Origin of the sequence: Hoeflea sp. EC-HK425, assembly GCF_902498795.1 — a bacterium.
Lineage (GTDB): Bacteria > Pseudomonadota > Alphaproteobacteria > Rhizobiales > Rhizobiaceae > Hoeflea > Hoeflea alexandrii.
On the sequence record NZ_LR701572.1, the window covers coordinates 4,377,977 to 4,397,227 of the forward strand.

Annotated in this window: 21 protein-coding genes; 9 read left to right on the plus strand and 12 right to left on the minus strand. The window is 62.8% G+C overall.

Features of this window, described 5'->3' with window-relative positions:
• The first annotated feature begins 125 nt into the window (after positions 1–125).
• Together SPHINGO391_RS23525 and SPHINGO391_RS23530 are read left to right on the plus strand one after the other, a co-directional pair.
• A complete protein-coding gene (locus SPHINGO391_RS23525; RefSeq protein ID WP_152011120.1) occupies positions 126–980 on the plus strand; it encodes an SDR family NAD(P)-dependent oxidoreductase in 855 nt (284 codons plus the stop codon).
• 100 nt (positions 981–1,080) lie between these two features.
• Positions 1,081–1,728, plus strand: a complete 648-nt coding sequence (locus SPHINGO391_RS23530; RefSeq protein ID WP_152011121.1) for a LysE family translocator — start codon at positions 1,081–1,083, stop codon at positions 1,726–1,728.
• Here SPHINGO391_RS23530 and SPHINGO391_RS23535 read toward each other — a convergent pair whose 3' ends face one another.
• The 3 genes from SPHINGO391_RS23535 to SPHINGO391_RS23545 are packed head-to-tail and all read right to left on the minus strand — an operon-like array spanning position 1,729 to position 3,828.
• A complete protein-coding gene (locus SPHINGO391_RS23535; protein ID WP_152011122.1) occupies positions 1,729–2,229 on the minus strand; it encodes a hypothetical protein in 501 nt (166 codons plus the stop codon).
• Positions 2,230–2,238: 9 nt separating this feature from the next.
• Positions 2,239–3,501, minus strand: a complete 1,263-nt coding sequence (gene rlmN, locus SPHINGO391_RS23540) for a 23S rRNA (adenine(2503)-C(2))-methyltransferase RlmN (RefSeq protein ID WP_152011123.1) — start codon at positions 3,499–3,501, stop codon at positions 2,239–2,241.
• Between the two features lie 60 nt (positions 3,502–3,561).
• Positions 3,562–3,828, minus strand: coding sequence for a hypothetical protein (locus SPHINGO391_RS23545; protein ID WP_152011124.1), 267 nt, complete (start codon positions 3,826–3,828; stop codon positions 3,562–3,564).
• Between the two features lie 110 nt (positions 3,829–3,938).
• Between SPHINGO391_RS23545 and SPHINGO391_RS23550 the strand changes: the two genes are divergently transcribed.
• A complete protein-coding gene (locus tag SPHINGO391_RS23550; protein WP_152011125.1) occupies positions 3,939–4,643 on the plus strand; it encodes a YafY family protein in 705 nt (234 codons plus the stop codon).
• 1 nt (position 4,644) lies between these two features.
• Here SPHINGO391_RS23550 and SPHINGO391_RS23555 read toward each other — a convergent pair whose 3' ends face one another.
• Together SPHINGO391_RS23555 and SPHINGO391_RS23560 are read right to left on the minus strand one after the other, a co-directional pair.
• Positions 4,645–5,292, minus strand: coding sequence for a TetR/AcrR family transcriptional regulator (locus SPHINGO391_RS23555; protein ID WP_152011126.1), 648 nt, complete (start codon positions 5,290–5,292; stop codon positions 4,645–4,647).
• Between the two features lie 199 nt (positions 5,293–5,491).
• The gene (locus SPHINGO391_RS23560) at positions 5,492–5,995 is read right to left on the minus strand and encodes an invasion associated locus B family protein (protein ID WP_152011127.1); all 504 of its coding nucleotides are present in this window, start codon (positions 5,993–5,995) and stop codon (positions 5,492–5,494) included.
• Between the two features lie 292 nt (positions 5,996–6,287).
• Between SPHINGO391_RS23560 and SPHINGO391_RS23565 the strand changes: the two genes are divergently transcribed.
• A complete protein-coding gene (locus SPHINGO391_RS23565) occupies positions 6,288–6,863 on the plus strand; it encodes a sigma-70 family RNA polymerase sigma factor (protein WP_152011128.1) in 576 nt (191 codons plus the stop codon).
• A 63-nt stretch (positions 6,864–6,926) separates the two neighbouring features.
• Here SPHINGO391_RS23565 and SPHINGO391_RS23570 read toward each other — a convergent pair whose 3' ends face one another.
• Both SPHINGO391_RS23570 and SPHINGO391_RS23575 read right to left on the minus strand, forming a co-directional pair.
• Positions 6,927–7,316: a YkvA family protein gene (locus tag SPHINGO391_RS23570; protein ID WP_152011129.1), complete on the minus strand. Its 390-nt coding sequence runs from the start codon at positions 7,314–7,316 to the stop codon at positions 6,927–6,929.
• Positions 7,317–7,397: 81 nt separating this feature from the next.
• Positions 7,398–7,703, minus strand: a complete 306-nt coding sequence (locus tag SPHINGO391_RS23575; protein WP_152011130.1) for a 4a-hydroxytetrahydrobiopterin dehydratase — start codon at positions 7,701–7,703, stop codon at positions 7,398–7,400.
• 59 nt (positions 7,704–7,762) lie between these two features.
• Here SPHINGO391_RS23575 and SPHINGO391_RS23580 point away from each other — a divergent pair, with 59 nt between their 5' ends.
• A complete protein-coding gene (locus tag SPHINGO391_RS23580; RefSeq protein WP_244615490.1) occupies positions 7,763–8,281 on the plus strand; it encodes a low molecular weight protein-tyrosine-phosphatase in 519 nt (172 codons plus the stop codon).
• Here the strand turns inward: SPHINGO391_RS23580 and thpR are convergent.
• Positions 8,209–8,799 carry an RNA 2',3'-cyclic phosphodiesterase gene (thpR, locus tag SPHINGO391_RS23585; RefSeq protein WP_152011131.1) on the minus strand — a complete coding sequence of 197 codons (591 nt, stop codon included), beginning with the start codon at positions 8,797–8,799 and terminating at the stop codon, positions 8,209–8,211. The two genes, SPHINGO391_RS23580 and thpR, sit on opposite strands and share 73 nt — an antisense overlap.
• A gap of 94 nt (positions 8,800–8,893) precedes the next feature.
• Complete coding sequence (locus SPHINGO391_RS23590) at positions 8,894–9,535, minus strand: arylesterase (protein ID WP_152011132.1); 642 nt, start codon at positions 9,533–9,535, stop codon at positions 8,894–8,896.
• Between the two features lie 96 nt (positions 9,536–9,631).
• Between SPHINGO391_RS23590 and SPHINGO391_RS23595 the strand changes: the two genes are divergently transcribed.
• From SPHINGO391_RS23595 to SPHINGO391_RS23610, 4 genes are all read left to right on the plus strand, one after another.
• Positions 9,632–10,351, plus strand: a complete 720-nt coding sequence (locus tag SPHINGO391_RS23595) for an ABC transporter ATP-binding protein (protein ID WP_152011133.1) — start codon at positions 9,632–9,634, stop codon at positions 10,349–10,351.
• Complete coding sequence (locus SPHINGO391_RS23600) at positions 10,351–12,924, plus strand: ABC transporter permease (protein WP_152011134.1); 2,574 nt, start codon at positions 10,351–10,353, stop codon at positions 12,922–12,924. Before SPHINGO391_RS23595 ends, SPHINGO391_RS23600 begins: the two co-directional genes overlap by 1 nt.
• A gap of 181 nt (positions 12,925–13,105) precedes the next feature.
• Positions 13,106–13,837, plus strand: coding sequence for a Bax inhibitor-1/YccA family protein (locus tag SPHINGO391_RS23605; RefSeq protein ID WP_152011135.1), 732 nt, complete (start codon positions 13,106–13,108; stop codon positions 13,835–13,837).
• Between the two features lie 117 nt (positions 13,838–13,954).
• Entirely contained in the window at positions 13,955–14,506 is a 552-nt protein-coding gene (locus SPHINGO391_RS23610) for a GNAT family N-acetyltransferase (RefSeq protein ID WP_152011136.1), read from the plus strand.
• A gap of 31 nt (positions 14,507–14,537) precedes the next feature.
• Here the strand turns inward: SPHINGO391_RS23610 and SPHINGO391_RS23615 are convergent, their stop codons facing one another.
• The 3 genes from SPHINGO391_RS23615 to acnA all read right to left on the minus strand — a co-directional run bounded on the left by SPHINGO391_RS23615 (position 14,538) and on the right by acnA (position 19,160).
• A complete protein-coding gene (locus SPHINGO391_RS23615; protein ID WP_152011137.1) occupies positions 14,538–14,942 on the minus strand; it encodes a DUF2794 domain-containing protein in 405 nt (134 codons plus the stop codon).
• Between the two features lie 496 nt (positions 14,943–15,438).
• Entirely contained in the window at positions 15,439–16,182 is a 744-nt protein-coding gene (locus SPHINGO391_RS23620; RefSeq protein WP_152011138.1) for a DUF1223 domain-containing protein, read from the minus strand.
• A gap of 287 nt (positions 16,183–16,469) precedes the next feature.
• Positions 16,470–19,160, minus strand: coding sequence for an aconitate hydratase AcnA (gene acnA / locus SPHINGO391_RS23625; RefSeq protein WP_152011139.1), 2,691 nt, complete (start codon positions 19,158–19,160; stop codon positions 16,470–16,472).
• Positions 19,161–19,251 lie beyond the last annotated feature (91 nt).

The following is a 19,251-nucleotide window of genomic DNA, read 5'->3' on the forward strand; positions in this document are numbered from 1 at the left end:
GGTTTGCGGCGCCATGCAAGGGTCAAGCGGCATTGCAAGCAGAGGTTCAGGCGGCAATTGGTTTGACGGGCCGCCGCCGCACAGCCTATCCCTCTAACCCGGAGTGATGGAACGGGAGGACGGAAATGGCTGGTTTTCACTCGGTGATGGACAGGGGCAAGGTTGCGGTGGTCACCGGGGCCGCCTCCGGCATCGGCCTCGCCGCGGCCAAGTGCCTTGCCGGCCGCGGCATGCGCGTGGTTCTGGCCGACAGCGACAGTTCCAGGCTGGTTGAAGCCCGGAAGGCGGTTGAAAGCGCGGCTTCCGGCCCGGCCACGGATATCGTTTCGGTGACAACCGATGTCGGCGATCTCGCGGCGGTGGAAGAGCTGGAGAGGAGCGTGATCGAACGGTTCGGGCGGGTGCATCTTCTGATGAACAATGCCGGCATTCAGCCCGGCAGCAGCCTGTTCGGGCCCCAGGCTAACTGGGACAGGGTACTCAATGTCAATCTGATGGGGGTGATCCATGGCAGCCGGGCGTTCGGACCGAAGATGATTGCCCATGGCGAACCGGCGATGATCATCAATACCGGCTCCAAGCAGGGCATCACCACGCCGCCGGGTGATCCCGCCTACAATGTCGCCAAGGCCGGCGTTAAGGCCTTTACCGAGGCGTTGCAGCATGAACTGCGCAACACGGCCGATTGCCGGGTCAGCGCACATCTGCTGATCCCGGGCTTTGTCTACACGCCTTTGACGGCACGGGGCCGGGCCGAAAAACCGGATGCCGCCTGGACCGCGGAGCAGACGGTCGATTTCATGATGGAGAGCCTGGAGAAGGGCGATTTCTACATTCTGTGCCCGGACAATGATGTCGAGCGCGCAACCGACGAGAAGCGCATTGCCTGGACGGCTGGCGACATCATCGAAAACCGGCCGCCGCTGTCGCGCTGGCATCCGGACTGGACGGAGAGATTCAAGGCCTTCCTCAAGCAGTAGTCCGGCACCGGCGGGTTTGTGGACCATCATCGAAAACTGGCAATTGGCAGGTCCGTGAATCAGGCCTAAAGGTAGCCTTCCGCCGATCAGGATCACCCACATGTTCACCGACTTCATTCCCGGACTGCCCGTCCTCGCCGCGTTCAGCCTCGCCGTGCTTCTGCTGGCGATCACGCCCGGGCCAGACATGACGCTCTGGATGAGCCGGGCCATTCGGGACGGGCGTGCCATCGGCATGATGGCGATGCTTGGCACCAATCTCGGGATCGTCATTCACACGCTGCTGGTGGCCTTCGGCGTCTCGGCGCTGATCGTCGCCTCGCCGATGGCGTTCCTGGTGCTGAAGACAGGCGGCGCCGGTTATCTGCTATGGCTCGCCATTCAGGCGGTGCGCAACCGTTCGGTGCTTGCCGTCAAGGCCAAGGGCAAGAGCGATGCGTCCTACTTCAAGGCGTTCCTCAACGGTTTCTGGGTCAATCTGCTCAATCCCAAGGTCATCATCTTCTTCATGACCTTCCTGCCGCAATTTGTCCGGGTGAATGATCCGCACGTGACCGGCAAGCTGATCTTCCTGGGCTTGCTGTCCATCGTCATCGCCCTGCCGGTGGCGATCGTGGTGGTGCTCGGCGCGCACGGTCTGGCTGACTGGCTGAAGCGCAAGCCGCAGGTCATGCGCGCCGTGGATTACCTCTTCGCGGCGGTGTTTTCGGTGTTCGCGGTCAAGATCCTGCTGACCCAGAGCCGCTGATCAGCTCTCCGGATTGGGAACAACTGCTGCGGATTTTCTCCGCTCGCTCGGCAGCCAGCGCCCGGCGCTGCGCCCAGTGAAGAGCCAGTAGATGCTGGCGCCGATGATGCCGCAGGCCATGTGGATCGCAATCATCCTGGCGGGGTCGATCGCCGCGCCGGTTGCGCCGCTGATTGCTGTTGCCATCGGAAAGGCCGTGGCCATCAGCGCAATCACCGCGCCGGCCAGTGCGTAACTCAGCCAGTCGCGCCGCCGCCAGAACTCGAAGACGGCGATGACGGCAAAGGCCGGCAACAATACGGCGCGGGCAAACAGGCTGGCGACGCCGAAGACGCCCACCACCAGGGTGACCGTCAGTTCGAGCTCGCTGAAGCGGCCGAAATCATCGGGCACGACCAGGCGTGCGAGAAAGGCATAGGCCAGCCCGGCTGCCAGGCATCCGGCGAAGAAGCCAAGCGTGATGGAAATCATCCGGATGAGAAGGCGTAGGATGTCGCTCATCCGGCGGTATCAGTCGGCGCCGTGGCCGGCGATCATCATCGCCTGCAGGGCCATGCTTTCCAACTCGTCGCGATCCTTCTTGCGCATGCGTTCGGATTCGCTCTTGAGCTGGCCGCAGGCGGCAAGAATGTCGCGGCCGCGCGGCGTGCGGATCGGCGAGGCGTAGCCGTTGGCGTTGACGAAATCGGCGAAGGTCTCGATCGTCTCCCAGTCCGAGCATTCATAGGCGGAGCCGGGCCAGGGATTGAACGGGATCAGGTTGATCTTGGCGGGAATGCCCTTGAGCAGGCGCACCAGTTCCTTGGCGTCGGAAAGGCTGTCGTTGACGCCCTTGAGCATCACATATTCAAAAGTGATGCGCCGCGCGTTCGAAACGCCGGGATAGGTGCGACAGGCCTCGAGCAGCTCTTTCAGCGGATACTTCTTGTTGATCGGCACCAGCTCGTCGCGCAATTCGTCGCGCACGGCGTGCAGCGAGATCGCCAGCATCACGCCGATCTCTTCGCCGGTGTGGACGATGCCCGGCACCACGCCCGAGGTCGAGAGCGTGATGCGGCGGCGCGACAGCGCCAGCCCGTCGCCGTCCGAGGCGATCAGCAGCGCCTGCTTGACGTTGTCGAAATTGTAGAGCGGTTCGCCCATGCCCATCATGACGATGTTGGTGACCTTGCGGCCTTCCGCCGGCACGATCGCGCCCTGCGGCGTGTCCTTGTGCGGGAAATCGCCCAACCGGTCACGGGCGACCAGCAATTGCGACAGGATTTCCTCGGCGGTCAGATTGCGCACAAGCTTCTGGGTGCCGGTGTGGCAGAAGGTGCAGGTGAGCGTACAGCCGACCTGGCTCGAGATGCACAGCGTGCCGCGGCCTTCCTCGGGAATGTAGACCGTTTCCACCTCGACAGGACGGCCGGCACCGCGCGGCGGAAACCGCATCAGCCACTTGCGGGTGCCGTCATTGGAAATCTGTTCCTCGACGATCTCGGGGCGGGCCACGGTATAGCGTTCGGCGAGCTTTTCGCGCAACTCCTTGGAGATCGTGTGCATGTCGGCGAAATCGGAAGAGCCGCGCACATAAAGCCAGTGCCAGATCTGGTTGACCCGCATCTTGCGCTGCTTTTCGGGTACGCCGGCGTCGGCCATGGCGGCGACCATTTCTTCACGGCTCATGCCGATCAATGTCGGCTTGCCGTCCATGGTCTGGCTGGCCGCTTTGGCAGCCTGAGGCCGGGCGGGACGCGCGGAAGGGTCTGTCAGGTCAATGGTCGCTGGCATCACGGACTCGGTTCTGATGTTGCAAGATTGGCCGCGTCCTACCAGCTTTTGGGGCTCACGTCACCATTGCTCTGGTCGCTCGGCTTCAGCGGAGCGCCGCCCCTCCGGCCTTTGCTGTCGCAGCCTGGCGCTGATACGCGTCCAGAACCTGCCCAGTCGCTTGCGGACAGAGTTTTCACCGACCCGCGTTTTTCCGCGCGACGGGCCGGTGACCGAAGCATGTTCCTGCCTCCTGCGGTCGGCTGGAACATCAAGCGGCGGCTCGGGTGCCGGTGCCCAGGGGCCGAGGCGATAGGCGATCATGGTGGCGTGGTCGTAATAGCTCATGTCTGGTCTCCTGTTGTGATCAGGAAAGCAGACCGCTGCTGACAGTACGGTGTCAGTGGGGGCTGTGATACTGTCAGCAGCAACCGCCCGCTGATGACGAGATCCAGACCATGCGCCGTTCCGACCGACTGTTTGAAATCATCCAGATCCTCAGATCCGCCCGGAAGCCGGTGACCGCCGAATATCTGGCCGGCCAGCTCGAGGTTTCGATGCGGACGATCTATCGCGATATCGCCGCGCTGCAGGTGATGAACACGCCGGTCGAGGGGGAAGCCGGGATCGGCTACATCATGCGCAGGGGCTATGATCTGCCGCCGCTCAATTTCGACCTGGAGGAAATCGAGGCGCTCAGGGTTGGCCTGGCACTGTTGTCACGCACCGGCGACAGCGCGCTGCAGCGGGCAGCGCGACGGATCCACGAGAAGATCGACGCGCTGCACGGTCCCGCGAACTGGCTGCAGGTGGCCCCCTGGGGCGCGGCCCTGGACGATCCGGCAAAGGGATGCGTGTCAAAATCGACGCTCAGGGACGCGATCCGCGGTGAACGCAAGCTGGAGCTGGTCTACCAGGACGAACAGGGCTGCCGGACGACGAGAACGGTGCGGCCGCTGGCGCTGGTCTATCATCTCGAATGCGTGATGCTGGCGTGCTGGTGCGAGCTCAGGGCGGGGTTCCGGCATTTCCGCACCGACCGGATCTATGAATGCCGGGTCCTGGACCAGTCCTTTTCAGGCCAGGGCGATGCGCTCAGGGCGATCTGGCCGGACCAGGACCGCTGGGGCAGCGTCGAGCCGGGTATGGCTGAACCGGTCTGAGTTACTGAACTTCGAGCTGTGTTTGGGGGGCCCGTGCCGGGGCCGCTGAGGCGACCAGGGCGGCCTGAACCGCTGCAGCGTTTGAAGGAGCCGGCCTGAGCATGGCATCGACAAAACCGGGAATGTCCATTCGCGGCAATCCCGGTTCACCGGTCAGCTGCTTGAGGCCGACCAGCGTCGCGTAGATCAGGGTCGCCCGCGAGCGGGCTTCGGGGCCGGTCAGGCCCGAACCGCGCATCTGCAGGGTGAGGAAGGCCAGCCGCTCGGTATCGGCGTCGCGGACAACCGCATGTACGGCTTCGTCACCGGCGGCCCAGTGCCTTATGGCGACTTCGGTCATCGGTCCGCCGTATTCGCGCGTCGGCACATCCAGGATGTCTTCGATGAAGCGGATGAAAAGGTCGCGCGGCGACAGTTCCGGCGAAACCATGGAAGCAATCACGTCGCTCGTGGCGACGCGGCGCCAGTGCTCTACCATGGCCGCCTGGAGTGCAGCGAGATCGGCGAAATGCCAGTAGAACGAACCTTTGGTGACACCAAGTTCCTTGCAGAGATAGTCGACCCGTATCGCCTTCGGTCCGGAACTCGTCAGAAGCTTGAAGGCGGCCTTGATCCAGTCTTCAGGCGTGAGTGTCTGTTTCGTGCCCATGCCGCCTCATATCCGATGCAATGCGTCATCCAATCAATTGTTCGATTCCTTACACAGGCTATGGATAACAAATGGTTAATACGGCTTGTTTCGACGGCTTGCCGGCCGCACCGAAAGGGCTGCGGGAAACCGATGCGCATACGAAAAAGGGAAGGCCGGATGATCGGCCTTCCCTTGAACTTTTCCAGAGGACGGAAACTCAGTTGCAGCTGGCGATCTGGTTGAGTGCCGCGGTCACTCCCTTGAGCGAGTAGCTGTAGGAGGTGTTGGTGCCGCGACGCGAGACGGCCTTGACCGTCATCGAGGTTCCGGCCTTCATTGCCGCAACCAGTTGCGGTTCCTGCGCCGCGTTTTCGACCCAGGCCGAGTTGCCCCGTGTGAACAGGGTGAAGTCACGGCCGTCGACATTGACGGTGATCTTGGAGGCTTCCTGCAGCGGATAGCCCATCATCGCCTGCGGCTCGTAGCTGACGTTCTGGCCCGGGCGCTGCGAGATGAGGAAAAAGATATCACCATGGTCGACGTTGGTCGGCGCGGAACTGGTTGGCACCGAGAGAACGTAGCAGACCTTGCCCCCCGCTGAATTGTACGAATAAGCCCCCCAGGCATCAAACTGCTGGATCCTGGTGGGCGATTGCGCCGCCGCGGCGGCGGTCAATGCAAAAAGCGCCGTCACTGCGGTTGCGATTGTCTTCCCAAACATGGCTTCCCTACCGGTTCGTGGTCCTGTGCCGCGCGCGGAGTGCGGCGACATTTCCCGCTTGTTGCGAGGTGATTGGTTCATTTTGACTTAATCCTGGTTACCAAACCGTCAATGAATCCCGCAGTTGGACAGTATTCGGTCCGGGCTGCGGGGCGGCGCGTCCCTTCATCACCTTTTGTAACAACTCGAATCCGGCAACAGTTTGACCTTGGTGGATTCCGTTGTAGGTGTTGATATGTTGGCTTCAAGGCGGTAGCTGATCGCGAGGAGCAGTCGGGGTTTTGCGCAGTTTATGTCGAATGAGATGAAAGAGCGGCTAGTCCGGCTCGCCGAGTCCGTCGCCGAAAGGCGGGACCAGGCGGCATTTGCGGAATTGTTCGATTATTTTGCGCCACGGATCAAATCCTACCTGCAGCGGCTCGGCATGGAGCCCGGCCAGGCGGAGGAACTGACCCAGGAGGTCATGATCGTGCTGTGGCACAAGGCGGGGCTGTTTGATCCGGCCAAATCGTCGCTTGCCACCTGGCTGTTCAGAATCGCGCGCAACCGCCGGATCGACGCCTTCCGGCGCGACAAGTCGGCGCTGCTCGATCCCGATGATCCGGCCTTGCAGCCGTCCCAACCCGAATCAGCCGATGATATCGTCGAAGCGGAGGAACGCGACGAGCGTGTCCGCAAGGCCATGCTCGATCTTCCCGAGGAGCAGGCGGTGCTGGTGCGGCAAGCCTTCTTCCTCGGCCGCTCGCACAGTCAGATTGCCGAGGATACCGGCCTGCCGCTCGGGACCGTGAAATCGCGGATCCGGCTGGCCTTTGCCCGTCTGCGGCGCACGCTCGAGGGCGATGGCGGCGAAATGACGCTGCACTGATGCATTTGATGAAAGATGCTGGTGGTCAGGGACACAGGCGACGCGGCCACGGAGCGCGGCCGGTCAGCCCTTGCCAGATGCCAGCTCGTCAAGCGACTTTCGTGCCGCGATCCTGTGGGCTTCGGTGAGATTGGCGCGGACAGTGGCGATGGCCAGGGTCAGAACCGCGATATCATCGGAAAAGCCGACGAGAGCCAGGAAATCGGGAACAGCGTCCATCGGCATGATGAAATAGGCGAGTGCGCCCAACAGCACGGCCTTGGCCTTGCCCGGCGTTTCAGGATCAAGCGCGCAATAGTAGGCCGCCACGACGTCTTCGGCGAAGGGCACCTGTTTTGCGGCTTTCGCAAAAGTGCGCCAGAACCCGGCGCGGACCGAAGACTCGTCGGCGCCCCTGGTGTCCTGGCCGGCCATGTGGTCGGGTTCGAGAATTTCGCCGTCAAGGCCGGTCATGTCCCGCCTCCATTGCTCGGTTCACACATTCCATCAACCGGATATGGCGATGGCACCGCCTGTCTTCAATATCAGGGCCGGTCAGCTGCCGGTTCCTGAGGCAATATGATCCATGGCCATTGCCAGATCAAAGTCGAGACCGGTCAGTCCGCCGGCGTCGTGGGTGGTCAGTCGCACCTCGACTGTGCGGTAGACATTTTTCCATTCCGGGTGATGGTCGAGCTTTTCGGCGACGAGCGCCGCGCGGCTCATGAAGCCGAAGGCCTCGCTGAAATCGGCGAACTTGAAGGTCCGGCTCAGCGCGGTCTCTCCTGCGTCGATGCTCCAGGACGACACGGAGGCAAGCTTTTCGGCAACGGCTGTGCTATCGAGTTTCTGGCGCGACATGGCGTCCTCCCGGGTTAGAATGGTACGGATGGCAATCCGATTGGCTGGAAAGCTCTATGATGGAATCTAGTGTGCTTGATGACGGAAAAAAGACATCGATCTCGGTCTTGTTCGTCTGCATGGGCAATATCTGCCGCTCGCCACTGGCGGAGGGCATCTTCCGCGACGGTCTTGCGCAAGCACAACTGACCGGTCTGGTGGAGGTTGATTCCGCCGGTACCGGCAACTGGCACCAGGGTGACGCGCCGGATGTCCGCTCGGTAGAGACAGCCGCCATGCACGGGATCGACATTTCCGGGCAGCGGGCGCGTCAACTGACAGCGGAGGATTTCGACCGGTTCGACCTGATCTTCGCCATGGACCGTTCCAACGAGGCGACAATGCGCGCCCGGGCGCCCTCGGCGCGGCATGACCGCATCTTCCTGTTTCTCGACCATACACTCGGCAGCCGGGCCGACGTGCCCGATCCCTATTATGGCGGCGCGGACGGATTCGAGGACGTGTTTCAGTTGTTGCGGGCGGGCTGCACCGAGCTTGTGTCGAGGCTCGGCAGGGAATTGCGCCAGCCCAGCGGGTAGGCTTCCTCGACCAGATAGGGCCCGCCGCCGACCGAATCACGCGACGACATCACCACGAAGCGCCCGACATCAAAGGGCAGGGTGCGGAAATCACCGCGCCCGCCGAGATAGCTGACGACATCGCCGACCCGTGCATTGCGAAGGCGCGCGAGCGTCACGTGCGGCGAAAAACGACGCGGATCCGGCGGCAGCCCATGGCGCTGACAGATCCGTTCGATCTCGGCCTGCAGCGCCTTGAGTTCGGCGGAGGGCGAAACGCCAGCCCAGATCGAATGCGGCTTCTTCGAGCCGAAGGATCCCATTCCCGACAGGGTAAGCGAGAAAGCCTGCCGGTCGATCCGGTCGAAGGCACCGATCAGTTCGTCAGCCGTGGGACCGTCGATGTCGCCGATAAACCGAAGGGTGATGTGGTAGTTCTCGACGCTCAGCCAGCGCGCGCCAGGTAATCCGCCACGCAGGAGGGAGAGGGACAAGGCCGCCTCCCGGGGAATTTCGAGTGCGGTAAAAAGCCTGGGCATTGTGTGTCCCCCGAATCACCGTTTGATCCAAACGAATCACGCTACAGGCGGCCACGCAAGCACCCAGATGTTGCGCTGCGGAGCGCGGGGGCTGTCACTCGGTCTTGATCCGGGCCAGGAATTGTTCGGCGACCGGAACGAATTTTTCGACCATCGTGTTGATTCCATTGACATTCGGATGCATGCCATCGGACAGCAGCATCTCCGGATTGCCGGTCACGCCATCAAGAAAGAACGGGTAGAAAATCAGGCCATGCTCAGCGGCCAGGTCGGGGTAGATCTGGTTGAAGACGGTCTCGTATCCGGCACCCATGTTGGGCGGAGCCAGCATCCCGGCCAGAAGAACGCTGATGCCGCGCTGCTTCAGCCGGACGATCATGGCCTCGAGATTCTCGCGGGTTTTCTCCGGCGGCAATCCGCGCAGCGCATCGTTTGCGCCGAGTTCGAGGATCACACCGTCAATGCCGTCTGGAATGGACCAGTCGAGGCGCGCCAGGCCGCCGGAAGTCGTGTCGCCGGACACGCCCGCATCGATGATGGAGACCTCATGGCCTCGGTCGCGCAGGGCTGCCTGCAACCGTGCCGGAAAACCCTCGTCCGACTGAAGATTGTAGGCGGCCATGAGACTGTCGCCAAAGCCCACGATCCTGATCTCATCGGCAGAGGCTGGAAGTGCCGAGGCGGTAGCTACCCCAAGTGAGAGGCACAATGCGGCGATCAAAGCCTTAAAACGCATGGGGTAAACCTTTAAAACGCGAGGGTGGGCTCCTAAGTGCTCGGCATCAGACGTTCCAAGTCCGACCGCCTCTTCTCCATATAGGATGCTCAGCCCGTGTCTCAATCCTCCACCAAACCCATTGTCACACTGCGGCAGGCCAATCTCACCCTTGGCAACGGCGCATCGTCCGTCCACGTGCTCAAGGGCATCGACATCGATATCAACCGGGGCGAATCGGTCGGCATCGTCGGACCGTCCGGCTCGGGCAAATCGACCCTGCTGATGGTCATTGCCGGGCTGGAACGGCTCGACTCGGGTGAAGTCCATGTGGCCGACCAGGCCCTGCATGCGCTGAGCGAGGATGCGGTCGCTGCCGTGCGCGGCCGCTCTGTCGGCATCGTGTTCCAGTCGTTTCACCTGATCCCCAACATGACAGCGCTCGAAAACGTCGCGGTCCCGCTTGAACTGGCCGGCAAGTCCAATGCCTTCGAGCGGGCGCGCGAGGAACTGGTCGCGGTCGGTCTGGGCGAACGCCTGACACATTATCCGGGTCAGTTGTCGGGTGGCGAACAGCAGCGCGTGGCGATCGCCAGGGCGCTGGCGCCCGATCCGGTGCTGATCGTGGCTGATGAGCCGACCGGAAACCTGGATGGCGATACCGGCCGACAGATCGCCGATCTGCTGTTTGCCAAGCAGGCCGAGCGCGGCACCACGCTGCTGCTGGTCACCCATGACGTCACGCTCGCCGATCGCTGCAACCGCCAGATCGCCGTCCGCTCCGGCCGGATTGTCGGCGGTGGCGAACAGCCGGTCGCCGCCGAGGTCGTGGCCTGATGGCGCCGGCACCGGCCACCGCCCGGGCCAACGGCCTGCGGCTGGGACTGGCGGCACGACTGGCGCTGCGCGAGTTGCGCGGCGGCCTGTCCGGCTTCTACATCTTTCTTGCCTGCGTGGCGCTTGGCACGGGCGCGATTGCCGGGGTCAACTCGGTCTCGCAGATGATGACCGGCTCGATTGCCTCGGAAGGCCAGACCATCCTTGGCGGCGATATCCGCTTCGAGAGCGACAACCGCGACATCGGCGAGGCGGAACGTGCCTATGTCGAAGAGCTGGGCACCGTGTCGGCGGGCGCCAACATGCGGACCATGGCGCGCAAACCGGACGGGTCGGACCAGTCGCTGGTCGAGTTGCGGGCGGTGGATAACGCCTATCCGCTCTATGGCGGCTTCGAGACGGTGCCGGCCTTGCCGCTTGACGAGCTGTTTGCCGAAGACAATGGCGTTTATGGCGCCGCTGCTGCGCAGATCCTGCTCGATCGCCTCGGCCTTGCCGTCGGTGACAGCATTCTGGTGGGTGAGGCGAGCCTCAAGATCCGCGGTGTCATCACCGCGGAACCCGATTCGCTGTCGGAAGGCTTCGGCTTCGCTCCGCGGTTGATGATCTCACGCGCGGCACTCGATGCGGCCGGCCTGATCCGCCCCGGAAGCCTGGTGGAATTCAGCTATCGCGTGCGGCTTGACGAAAGCGCCGGGGCCAGGGATCTGGCCGCGCTCAGAGAGGACGCAACCGGCCGCTTCCCGGATGCGGGATGGTCGATCCGGACCAGCCAGAACGCGGCACCCTCGCTGACACGGAACATCGAGCGGTTTTCGCAGTTCCTGACCCTGGTCGGGTTGACGGCGCTGATCGTCGGCGGTGTCGGCATCGCCAATTCGGTGCGAGCCTGGCTTGAAGGCAAGCGTGGCGTGATCGCGACGCTCAAATGCGTCGGCGCGCCGGCCAGCCTGGTGGTGGCTATCTATCTGATCCAGGTGATGCTGATCGCCACTCTCGGAGTGGCCCTTGGTCTGGCGCTGGGGGCGGTGACGCCGTTTCTTGCCGCCAGTGCGCTCTCGGGCGTGATTCCGATCGCCGTGAGCGCTTCGTTCTATCCGGCCTCACTGGCCGTTGCCGCGGGTTTCGGGCTGATGACGGCGTTTGCCTTCGCAGTTCTTCCGCTGGGCCGGGCCGGCGAGGTGCCCGCGACCGCCCTGTTCCGCCAGCAGGGGTTCGAGGCAGGCGCGCTGCCGCGCTGGCCCTACCTGCTGACCGCCGGGCTGACGTTGCTGGTGCTGTGCATGGCGGCTATCTGGTTTGCCGATGACCGCCGCATCGCCACCGTCTTCGTGGTCGCGGTGATCGTTGCCTTTGCGGTACTGCGTCTTGTCGGGCAGGCGGTGCAGCTGATCGCGCGGAAATGGCCATCGGTGCGTTCGACGCCGCTCAGGCTGGCGATCGGCAACATCCACCGCCCCGGCGCGCTGACGCCGTCGGTGGTGCTGTCGCTCGGCCTCGGGCTGGCGCTGCTTGTCACGCTGGCGCTGATCGACACCAATCTGAGGCGGGAACTGTCGGGCAACCTGCCCGAGCGGGCGCCGAATTTCTTCTTTGTCGATATCCAGTCGAGCGAGATCGACGGTTTCGAAAACACCGTCTCGGAGCTGGTGCCGGAAGGCAAGATCATCAAGGTGCCGATGCTGCGCGGACGGATCACCCAGCTCAATGGTGAAGAGGTCAATGCCGACAATGTCCCGCCGGAAGCCCGCTGGGTGCTTCGGGGCGATCGCGGCATCACCTATGCAAAGAACCAGCCGGAGAACTCGCGGCTGGCCGAAGGTGAGTGGTGGGCACCGGACTATGCGGGCGAGCCGCTGGTGTCGTTTTCTGCCGAGGAAGCCGGCGAGATCGGCCTGAATGTCGGCGATACCATCACGGTTTCGGTTCTCGGCCGCTCGATCACGGCGCGGATTGCCAATCTGCGGGAAGTGGAATGGGAATCGCTGTCGATCAATTTCGTCATGGTGTTTTCGCCCAACACGTTCGCCGGCGCACCGCATTCCTGGATGGCGACGCTGTCGGATCCCGGTGCGGATGCGGCACAGGAAGGCGAGGTTCTGCGCACGGTGACGCAGGCGTTCCCGACGATCACCAGCGTGCGGGTCAAGGACGCGCTGGAACTGGCCAACCGCCTGGTCGGCCAGATTGGCATTGCCATCCGCGCCGCAGCCCTTGTGGCGTTGGTCGCCTCGGTGCTGGTTCTGGCCGGTGCGCTGGCAGCGGGCAACCGGTCACGGATCCATGATGCGGTGGTGCTCAAGACGCTCGGCGCCACACGGGCGACGCTCATTCGTGCCTATGTCTACGAGTACGGCCTACTGGGACTGGCCACGGCGGTTTTTGCGCTGGCCTTTGGCGGCGTGGCCTCATGGTTCGTGGTCAGCCGCATCATGACGCTGCCGTCGGAGTTCATGCCCGACATCGCATTACTGACCCTGGTTGGAGCGCTGATCCTGACCGTCGGTATCGGTCTGCTTGGCACCTGGCGGGTGCTCGGACAGAAAGCTGCGCCGGTGCTGCGCGAACTTTGATGGCAAATCGTCGCATTTGTTAAGCAATAGCATAGGTTTCCGCGCATCTTGCGTCACTAAGGGTCTTGTCGTGGCCACAGTTCATACTCATATTACATGCAGGCATGCTGGAGCCCCGCAGCGGCGCCTGGGTACTTGAACCCGACACCGTAACCCATACGGGGCTTATAAAGAGGGAAACATGGCTGACTTTCGCAATTCGAATGTCCGCGTAGCGAATGGCGTACAGGCTGATGCCGCCATTGATGAAGGCCTCCGCGCCTACATGCTCCGCGTTTACAATATTATGGCAATGGGCCTGGGTATCACCGGCGTGGCTGCCTACGGCACCTACATGCTGGCATCGACCAACCCGGCCTTTGCGCAACTGCTCTATGCGAGCCCGCTCAAGTGGGTGATCATGCTGGCACCGCTGGCGATGGTCTTCTTCCTGAGCTTCCGCATCGAGAAGATGAGCGTCTCCGCCGCGCAGACGACTTTCTGGGTCTATGCCGCGATGATGGGACTGTCGCTGTCGTCGATCTTCATCGTCTTCACCGGCGCCTCGATCACGCAGACATTCTTCGTCACTGCAGCCTCCTTCGGCGCGCTGTCGCTGTATGGCTACACGACTAAGAAGGATCTGTCGGGCATGGGCTCGTTCCTGATCATGGGCGTGTTCGGCCTGGTGATCGCGATGATCGTCAACATCTTCCTGCAGTCGAGCGCGCTTGAATTCGCCATCTCGGCAATCGGCGTTCTGGTGTTTGCCGGCCTCACCGCCTACGACACCCAGCAGATCAAGGAAATGTATTATGAAGGCGACGGCGAAGCGACCGCCGGCCGCAAGGCGATCATGGGCGCGCTGCGTCTGTATCTCGACTTCATCAACCTGTTCATGTTCATGCTGCAGTTCCTCGGCAATCGCGAGTAACAGCAACGCAAGTGAAATCGAAAAGGCGGTCCTCGGGCCGCCTTTTTTGTTGGCCCTGTGTTGGCCTTGGGCCCGGTGCGCGATAAACGGATGGTTTGACCCACCGGACACGTTCCCATGATCATCCGCGATGCGACGCCTGCCGATCTTGTAGAGATCACCCGCATTTATGCCGACAGCGTGCTCACCGGCGTGGCCAGCTACGAGCTTGTGGCGCCCGACGAGGCCGAGATGGAACGGCGGATGTCGGCCATCACCGAAGGTGGCTACCCCTACCTGATCGCCGCAGACGAGGACGGCGGAATCCTGGGCTACGCCTATGCCTCGGCCTTCCGGACCCGTCCGGCCTATCGGTGGCTGGTCGAGGATTCGATCTACCTGGCGCCCGAAGCGCGCGGCAGGGGTGTCGGGCGGGCATTGCTCGAAGCCCTGATCGGCCGGTGCGAGGCCCTTGGGTTCCGGCAGATGGTCGCGGTGATCGGGGGCGCGCATCCGGCCTCGATCGCGGTGCACCAGAAGGCCGGCTTTGTCACTTCCGGGATGATTTCCGGGTCGGGCCACAAGCACGGGCGCTGGCTCGACACGGTTTTCATGCAGCGGCCGCTCGGCCAGGGCAAGGCGACCGACCCCGATCCGGACACTTATCCGGGTACGCTTTTCAGAGGGTGACCATCAGGGATTTGGGCGTCGCTGCTGCGTGCTACCGCACCAGGCGCGGGGCCTTGTCGAAATACTTCAACACGATTTCAAGCTCGTGGCCGCGCTTGAGCACCAGGCCGGCGGCTGAAATGATGGCGAAAGCACCCTGTTTTCTGGCCCGGGAGGGATCTTTCTCGATGCGGTAGAGTGGCACTTCGCTTGAGCGGCGGAAAGCGGAGAACACGGCCTTGTCGCGCAGGTGATCAATGGCGTAGTCGCGCCAGTGTCCTTCAGCGACCATCCTGGAATAGACCTGCAGGATCCGGTCGAGCTCGCGGCGCTTGAAGGTGACCGGTTCGGGTGTGTTGCGGCGGCGGTGTTCCGCCAGATCCACCGCTGCCCTGTCCGTCGGGGCGGTCGGATCGACCGGGCCACGGGCAGACGCGTAGTCGGCTCGATCAGCCATTATCTGGACTGCAAATCAGTGTTCATCGCCTCACTTTGCCTGACGCATGCATAATTTCAAGCGCGGGAGGGAATTTTTTGACCAGGGGGCGCCCGATCTCTGGTTGCAATGCAGCATCACAGAACACTTCAGCCGGTCGTCTTTGTTTACCTTCTCGGACAGGGAAATCGGCACCGGGCGCATTTGAGCCGCATTTCAGTCAAATCCTTGCCGGAATTGACCCTGAATGTTCCCTCGTTGCCTCAGACGGTTCGAACCGGGGACTTCGATTTTACAGCCCCCCAGCCCCCTCGGAGTCCCCGGGACGGATCATCTCAACGGCTCATGCAGCGTCACCGGCAACGGTGACCGGTTGAGGCCTTGAGAGCGTTTCGGGTCGTTCCCCCGTTCCGGGCGCGAGGCAGCGCCCCTTACCAAACCTTCGACCGGCCCTCGAGCCGGTCTTTTTTTTGGCTGGTCTTTTTCGGGCCGGTCTCTTTTTGGATGAATCCCCGGATCAGATCCGGGCGGCGCCAAGAATGCGTCCGGGCGAACCATCCGGGCTCACCACCTGCAGCAGGATCGCGCAGCGCCGTCCGGGATGGGCGGAGATCACCGATGCCGGCAGCTTGAGATTGACGGTTTGTCCATTCCACATGCCGACGGTTTCCATGTCGCGCACACTGTGGCGATAGGTGATGGTGCGGCCGGCATTTTCGCCGCGCTCGATCTCGACCTTGTTCTGCTCGTCGAAATAGACTGCCACGATGTCGGCCTTGCCTTTGCCCGGTCCGATGGTGATGCTCAGACCCTCATCGGTGGACTCCACGCTGACATCGACCGTCAGTCCGGCACCGATGGCGGAGAGCTTGTCCAGTGTTCTGGCGATTGCCGTCTCGTTGGCGCCATTGACATGGTCCCGGCCGTTGATGACGGCCTGCGGCGTGTAGACGTTCTTGCGTCGCAGCGTGCGGGCGTAGCCATATTGCCGCTCGGTGCTGGCGGCAGACGACAGGGTGTCGGACCATCCGCGGTAGTTCCAGTAGTCGACGTGGTAGCTCAGTGCCAGCACATCCCCCTGATCGGCCAGCCTTGCCAGTTCCGCGTCGGCCGGCGGGCAGGAGGAGCAGCCCTGGCTGGTAAAGAGTTCCACCACGCCTTTGAGATCACCAGCCTGCGCCAATGCCGGAACCGCAAGCACCGAAGTGGCGGCTGCAAGGACCGGCAGGGCAAAGGCAAGTAAAAATCTGGGCACGATCATCAACTGGATTCCGTATGGTTCAGGGGGACACTCCGTAAGTTCTTACAACGGTGTAGCGTGAAGCTGCGGACACGTCCAAATCACATTCGATTGACTCCCGCGTCAATGGCCTGCGATCGCCGCGATATCGAGGTTCGGCTCTTCCTTGCGCCAGGCGGATGCGATCATGGTTCTTCCCCGTCCTGGCTCTGCCCTTCCGCACCTTCCCCGGCAGTGCGTAACTCCGGTCCGAAACGCAAAAGGCCGGGCGTGAGCCCGGCCTTCCACAATCATGATCGCGTCATGCGTCAGGCTGCGAGGTCGCGCAGAACCGTCTGCAGGATGCCGCCATTGTTGAGATACTCGAGCTCATCAAGCGTATCGACACGGCAGACCAGCGGCACGTCCTTGACGGTTCCGTCCGAGAAGGTGACCTTGGCGACCTTCTTCTCGCGCGGCTGCAGGCTGGCGAGGCCCTCGATGGTGACGGTCTCGTCGCCCTTCAGCCCAAGGCTCTCCCAGGTGGTGCCTTCCTCGAAGACGAACGGGATAACGCCCATGCCGACCAGGTTGGAGCGGTGGATGCGCTCGTAGGACTGGGCGATGACGGCACGGACGCCAAGCAGGTTGGTGCCCTTGGCCGCCCAGTCGCGCGACGAGCCGTTGCCGTATTCGACACCGGCGAAGATCACCAGCGGCACGCCTTCCGACTTGTACTGCATGGCCGCGTCGAAGATCGAGACTTCCTCGCGGGACGGGTAGTGGAAGGTGTAGCCGCCTTCACGTCCGTTCGGTCCGAGCATGTGGTTGCGCAGCCGGATGTTGGCGAAGGTGCCGCGCATCATGACTTCATGGTTGCCGCGGCGCGTGCCGTACTGGTTGAAGTCTGCAACGCCGACGCCGTGATCCATCAGGTAGGAACCTGCAGGAGACTGGGCCTTGATCGAACCGGCCGGTGAAATGTGGTCGGTGGTGATCTTGTCGCCGAACAGGCCGAGCACGCGGGCGCCCTGTATGTCGGAGATGCCCGAGCCCTTCTTGCCCATGCCGGCGAAGTAGGGCGGGTTCTGCACATAGGTCGACTGGTCGTCCCAGGCGTAGGTCTGGCTTTCCGGGGCCTCGACGGCCTGCCAGTTCTCGTCACCCTTGAACACGTCGGCATATTTGGCCGCGTAGAGCTCGCGGGTGACGTATTTCATGATGAACTCCTGGATCTCCTTGGAGGAGGGCCAGATGTCCTTGAGGTAGACCGGGTTGCCATCCTTGTCCTCGCCGATCGGCTCGGAGGTCAGGTCCTTCTGCACCGAGCCTGCCAGCGCATAGGCCACGACCAGCGGCGGCGAGGCCAGGTAGTTGGCCTGAACGTCAGGCGAGATGCGGCCTTCGAAGTTGCGGTTGCCCGAGAGCACGCCGGCGGCGATCAGGCCCTTGTCGTTGATGGTCTTGGAGACCGGGGCCGGAAGCGGGCCGGAATTGCCGATGCAGGTGGTGCAGCCGAAACCGACCAGGTTGAAGCCGAGCTTGTCGAGATCGTCCTGCAGGCCGGACTTGGCAAGGTACTCGGCCACCACCTGGCTGCCGGGCGCCAGCGAGGTCTTGACCCAGGGCTTGGTCTTGAGGCCCTTGGCGATGGCGTTGCGGGCCAGAAGGCCGGCACCGATCAGCACACTCGGGTTCGAGGTGTTGGTGCACGATGTGATGGCGGCGATGGCGACGTCGCCATGGCCGAGATCGTAGTCCTCGCCTTCGACCTGGTAGCGGTTATCGAGCTGGCCGGGCTTCTTGTATTCGTCTTCCAGCGACTTGGCGAAGCCGGATGCGATGTTTTCCAGCGCAATGCGGCCTTCCGGGCGCTTCGGGCCGGCCATCGACGGGACCACGGAGCCGAGGTCGAGTTCGAGCGTGTCGGTGAAGACCGGGTCGGCGGCGCCGGTGTCGCGCCACATGCCCTGCGCCTTGGAATAGGCTTCGACCAGCTTGATCCGGTTTTCTTCGCGGCCGGACATGGTGAGATAGTTGATGGTTTCGCCGTCAACCGGGAAGAAGCCGCAGGTTGCGCCGTATTCCGGGCCCATGTTGCCGATGGTGGCGCGGTCGGCGAGCGTCATCGAATCAAGGCCGGGGCCGTAGAATTCGACGAACTTGGAGACAACGCCCTTCTTGCGCAGCATCTGCACGACGGTCAGCACCAGGTCGGTGGCGGTGACGCCTTCCTTGAGCGCACCGGTGAGACGGAAGCCGATGACTTCCGGCAGCAGCATGGAGATCGGCTGGCCGAGCATCGCCGCTTCGGCCTCGATGCCGCCGACGCCCCAGCCGAGGACGCCAAGACCGTTGATCATGGTGGTGTGGCTGTCGGTGCCGACGCAGGTGTCGGGATAGGCGGTGATTTCACCGTCTTCATCCCTGGTCCAGACGGTCTGGCCAAGATATTCGAGATTTACCTGGTGGCAGATGCCGGTGCCGGGGGGGACCACGCGGAAATTCTTGAACGCCTGCTGACCCCATTTGAGAAAGCGGTAACGCTCGCCATTGCGCTCGTATTCGTGCTCGACGTTTTTGGACAGCGCCTGCGGGGTGCCGAATTCGTCGACGATGACCGAGTGGTCGATGACCAGGTCGACCGGTACCAGCGGGTTGATCTTCTGCGGGTCGCCACCCAGCGCCACCATCGCGTCGCGCATCGCGGCAAGGTCAACGACGGCGGGAACGCCGGTGAAGTCCTGCATCAGCACGCGGGCCGGACGGTAGGCGATTTCAGCTTCGGCCTTGCCCTTGTTGGTCAGCCAGGCAACGACGGAGAGGATGTCATCCTTCTTGACGGTACGGCCGTCTTCGTTGCGCAGCAGGTTCTCGAGAATGACCTTCATCGAGAACGGAAGCGAGGCGACACCGGTCAGTCCATTTTTCTCGGCCTCGACGAGGCTGTAATAGACATATTCGGTGTCACCGACCTTGAGGGTGGAACGGCAATTGAAGCTGTCGAGTGATTTGGCCACAGGCAACCCGCTTTCGTTAGTTCAGCCGACTTTGAGGGCGAACACCTTACACGCTGATTGCGTGGACAAGGATGCGGGTACGGTCATTTCC

Coding starts and splice junctions, on each gene's coding strand:
- SPHINGO391_RS23525 (WP_152011120.1), top strand. CDS start 126: ATGGCTGGTTTTCACTCGGTGATGGACAGGGGCAAGGTTGCGGTGGTC.
- SPHINGO391_RS23535 (WP_152011122.1), bottom strand. CDS start 2,229: ATGAGCGACATCCTACGCCTTCTCATCCGGATGATTTCCATCACGCTT.
- SPHINGO391_RS23610 (WP_152011136.1), top strand. CDS start 13,955: ATGATCATCCGCGATGCGACGCCTGCCGATCTTGTAGAGATCACCCGC.
- SPHINGO391_RS23575 (WP_152011130.1), bottom strand. CDS start 7,703: ATGTCGCGCCAGAAACTCGATAGCACAGCCGTTGCCGAAAAGCTTGCC.
- SPHINGO391_RS23560 (WP_152011127.1), bottom strand. CDS start 5,995: ATGTTTGGGAAGACAATCGCAACCGCAGTGACGGCGCTTTTTGCATTG.
- SPHINGO391_RS23590 (WP_152011132.1), bottom strand. CDS start 9,535: ATGCGTTTTAAGGCTTTGATCGCCGCATTGTGCCTCTCACTTGGGGTA.
- SPHINGO391_RS23550 (WP_152011125.1), top strand. CDS start 3,939: ATGCGCCGTTCCGACCGACTGTTTGAAATCATCCAGATCCTCAGATCC.
- SPHINGO391_RS23615 (WP_152011137.1), bottom strand. CDS start 14,942: ATGGCTGATCGAGCCGACTACGCGTCTGCCCGTGGCCCGGTCGATCCG.
- SPHINGO391_RS23565 (WP_152011128.1), top strand. CDS start 6,288: ATGTCGAATGAGATGAAAGAGCGGCTAGTCCGGCTCGCCGAGTCCGTC.
- SPHINGO391_RS23580 (WP_244615490.1), top strand. CDS start 7,763: ATGGAATCTAGTGTGCTTGATGACGGAAAAAAGACATCGATCTCGGTC.
- SPHINGO391_RS23605 (WP_152011135.1), top strand. CDS start 13,106: ATGGCTGACTTTCGCAATTCGAATGTCCGCGTAGCGAATGGCGTACAG.
- SPHINGO391_RS23600 (WP_152011134.1), top strand. CDS start 10,351: ATGGCGCCGGCACCGGCCACCGCCCGGGCCAACGGCCTGCGGCTGGGA.
- SPHINGO391_RS23545 (WP_152011124.1), bottom strand. CDS start 3,828: ATGAGCTATTACGACCACGCCACCATGATCGCCTATCGCCTCGGCCCC.
- rlmN (WP_152011123.1), bottom strand. CDS start 3,501: ATGCCAGCGACCATTGACCTGACAGACCCTTCCGCGCGTCCCGCCCGG.
- SPHINGO391_RS23530 (WP_152011121.1), top strand. CDS start 1,081: ATGTTCACCGACTTCATTCCCGGACTGCCCGTCCTCGCCGCGTTCAGC.
- thpR (WP_152011131.1), bottom strand. CDS start 8,799: ATGCCCAGGCTTTTTACCGCACTCGAAATTCCCCGGGAGGCGGCCTTG.
- SPHINGO391_RS23570 (WP_152011129.1), bottom strand. CDS start 7,316: ATGACCGGCCTTGACGGCGAAATTCTCGAACCCGACCACATGGCCGGC.
- SPHINGO391_RS23555 (WP_152011126.1), bottom strand. CDS start 5,292: ATGGGCACGAAACAGACACTCACGCCTGAAGACTGGATCAAGGCCGCC.
- SPHINGO391_RS23620 (WP_152011138.1), bottom strand. CDS start 16,182: ATGATCGTGCCCAGATTTTTACTTGCCTTTGCCCTGCCGGTCCTTGCA.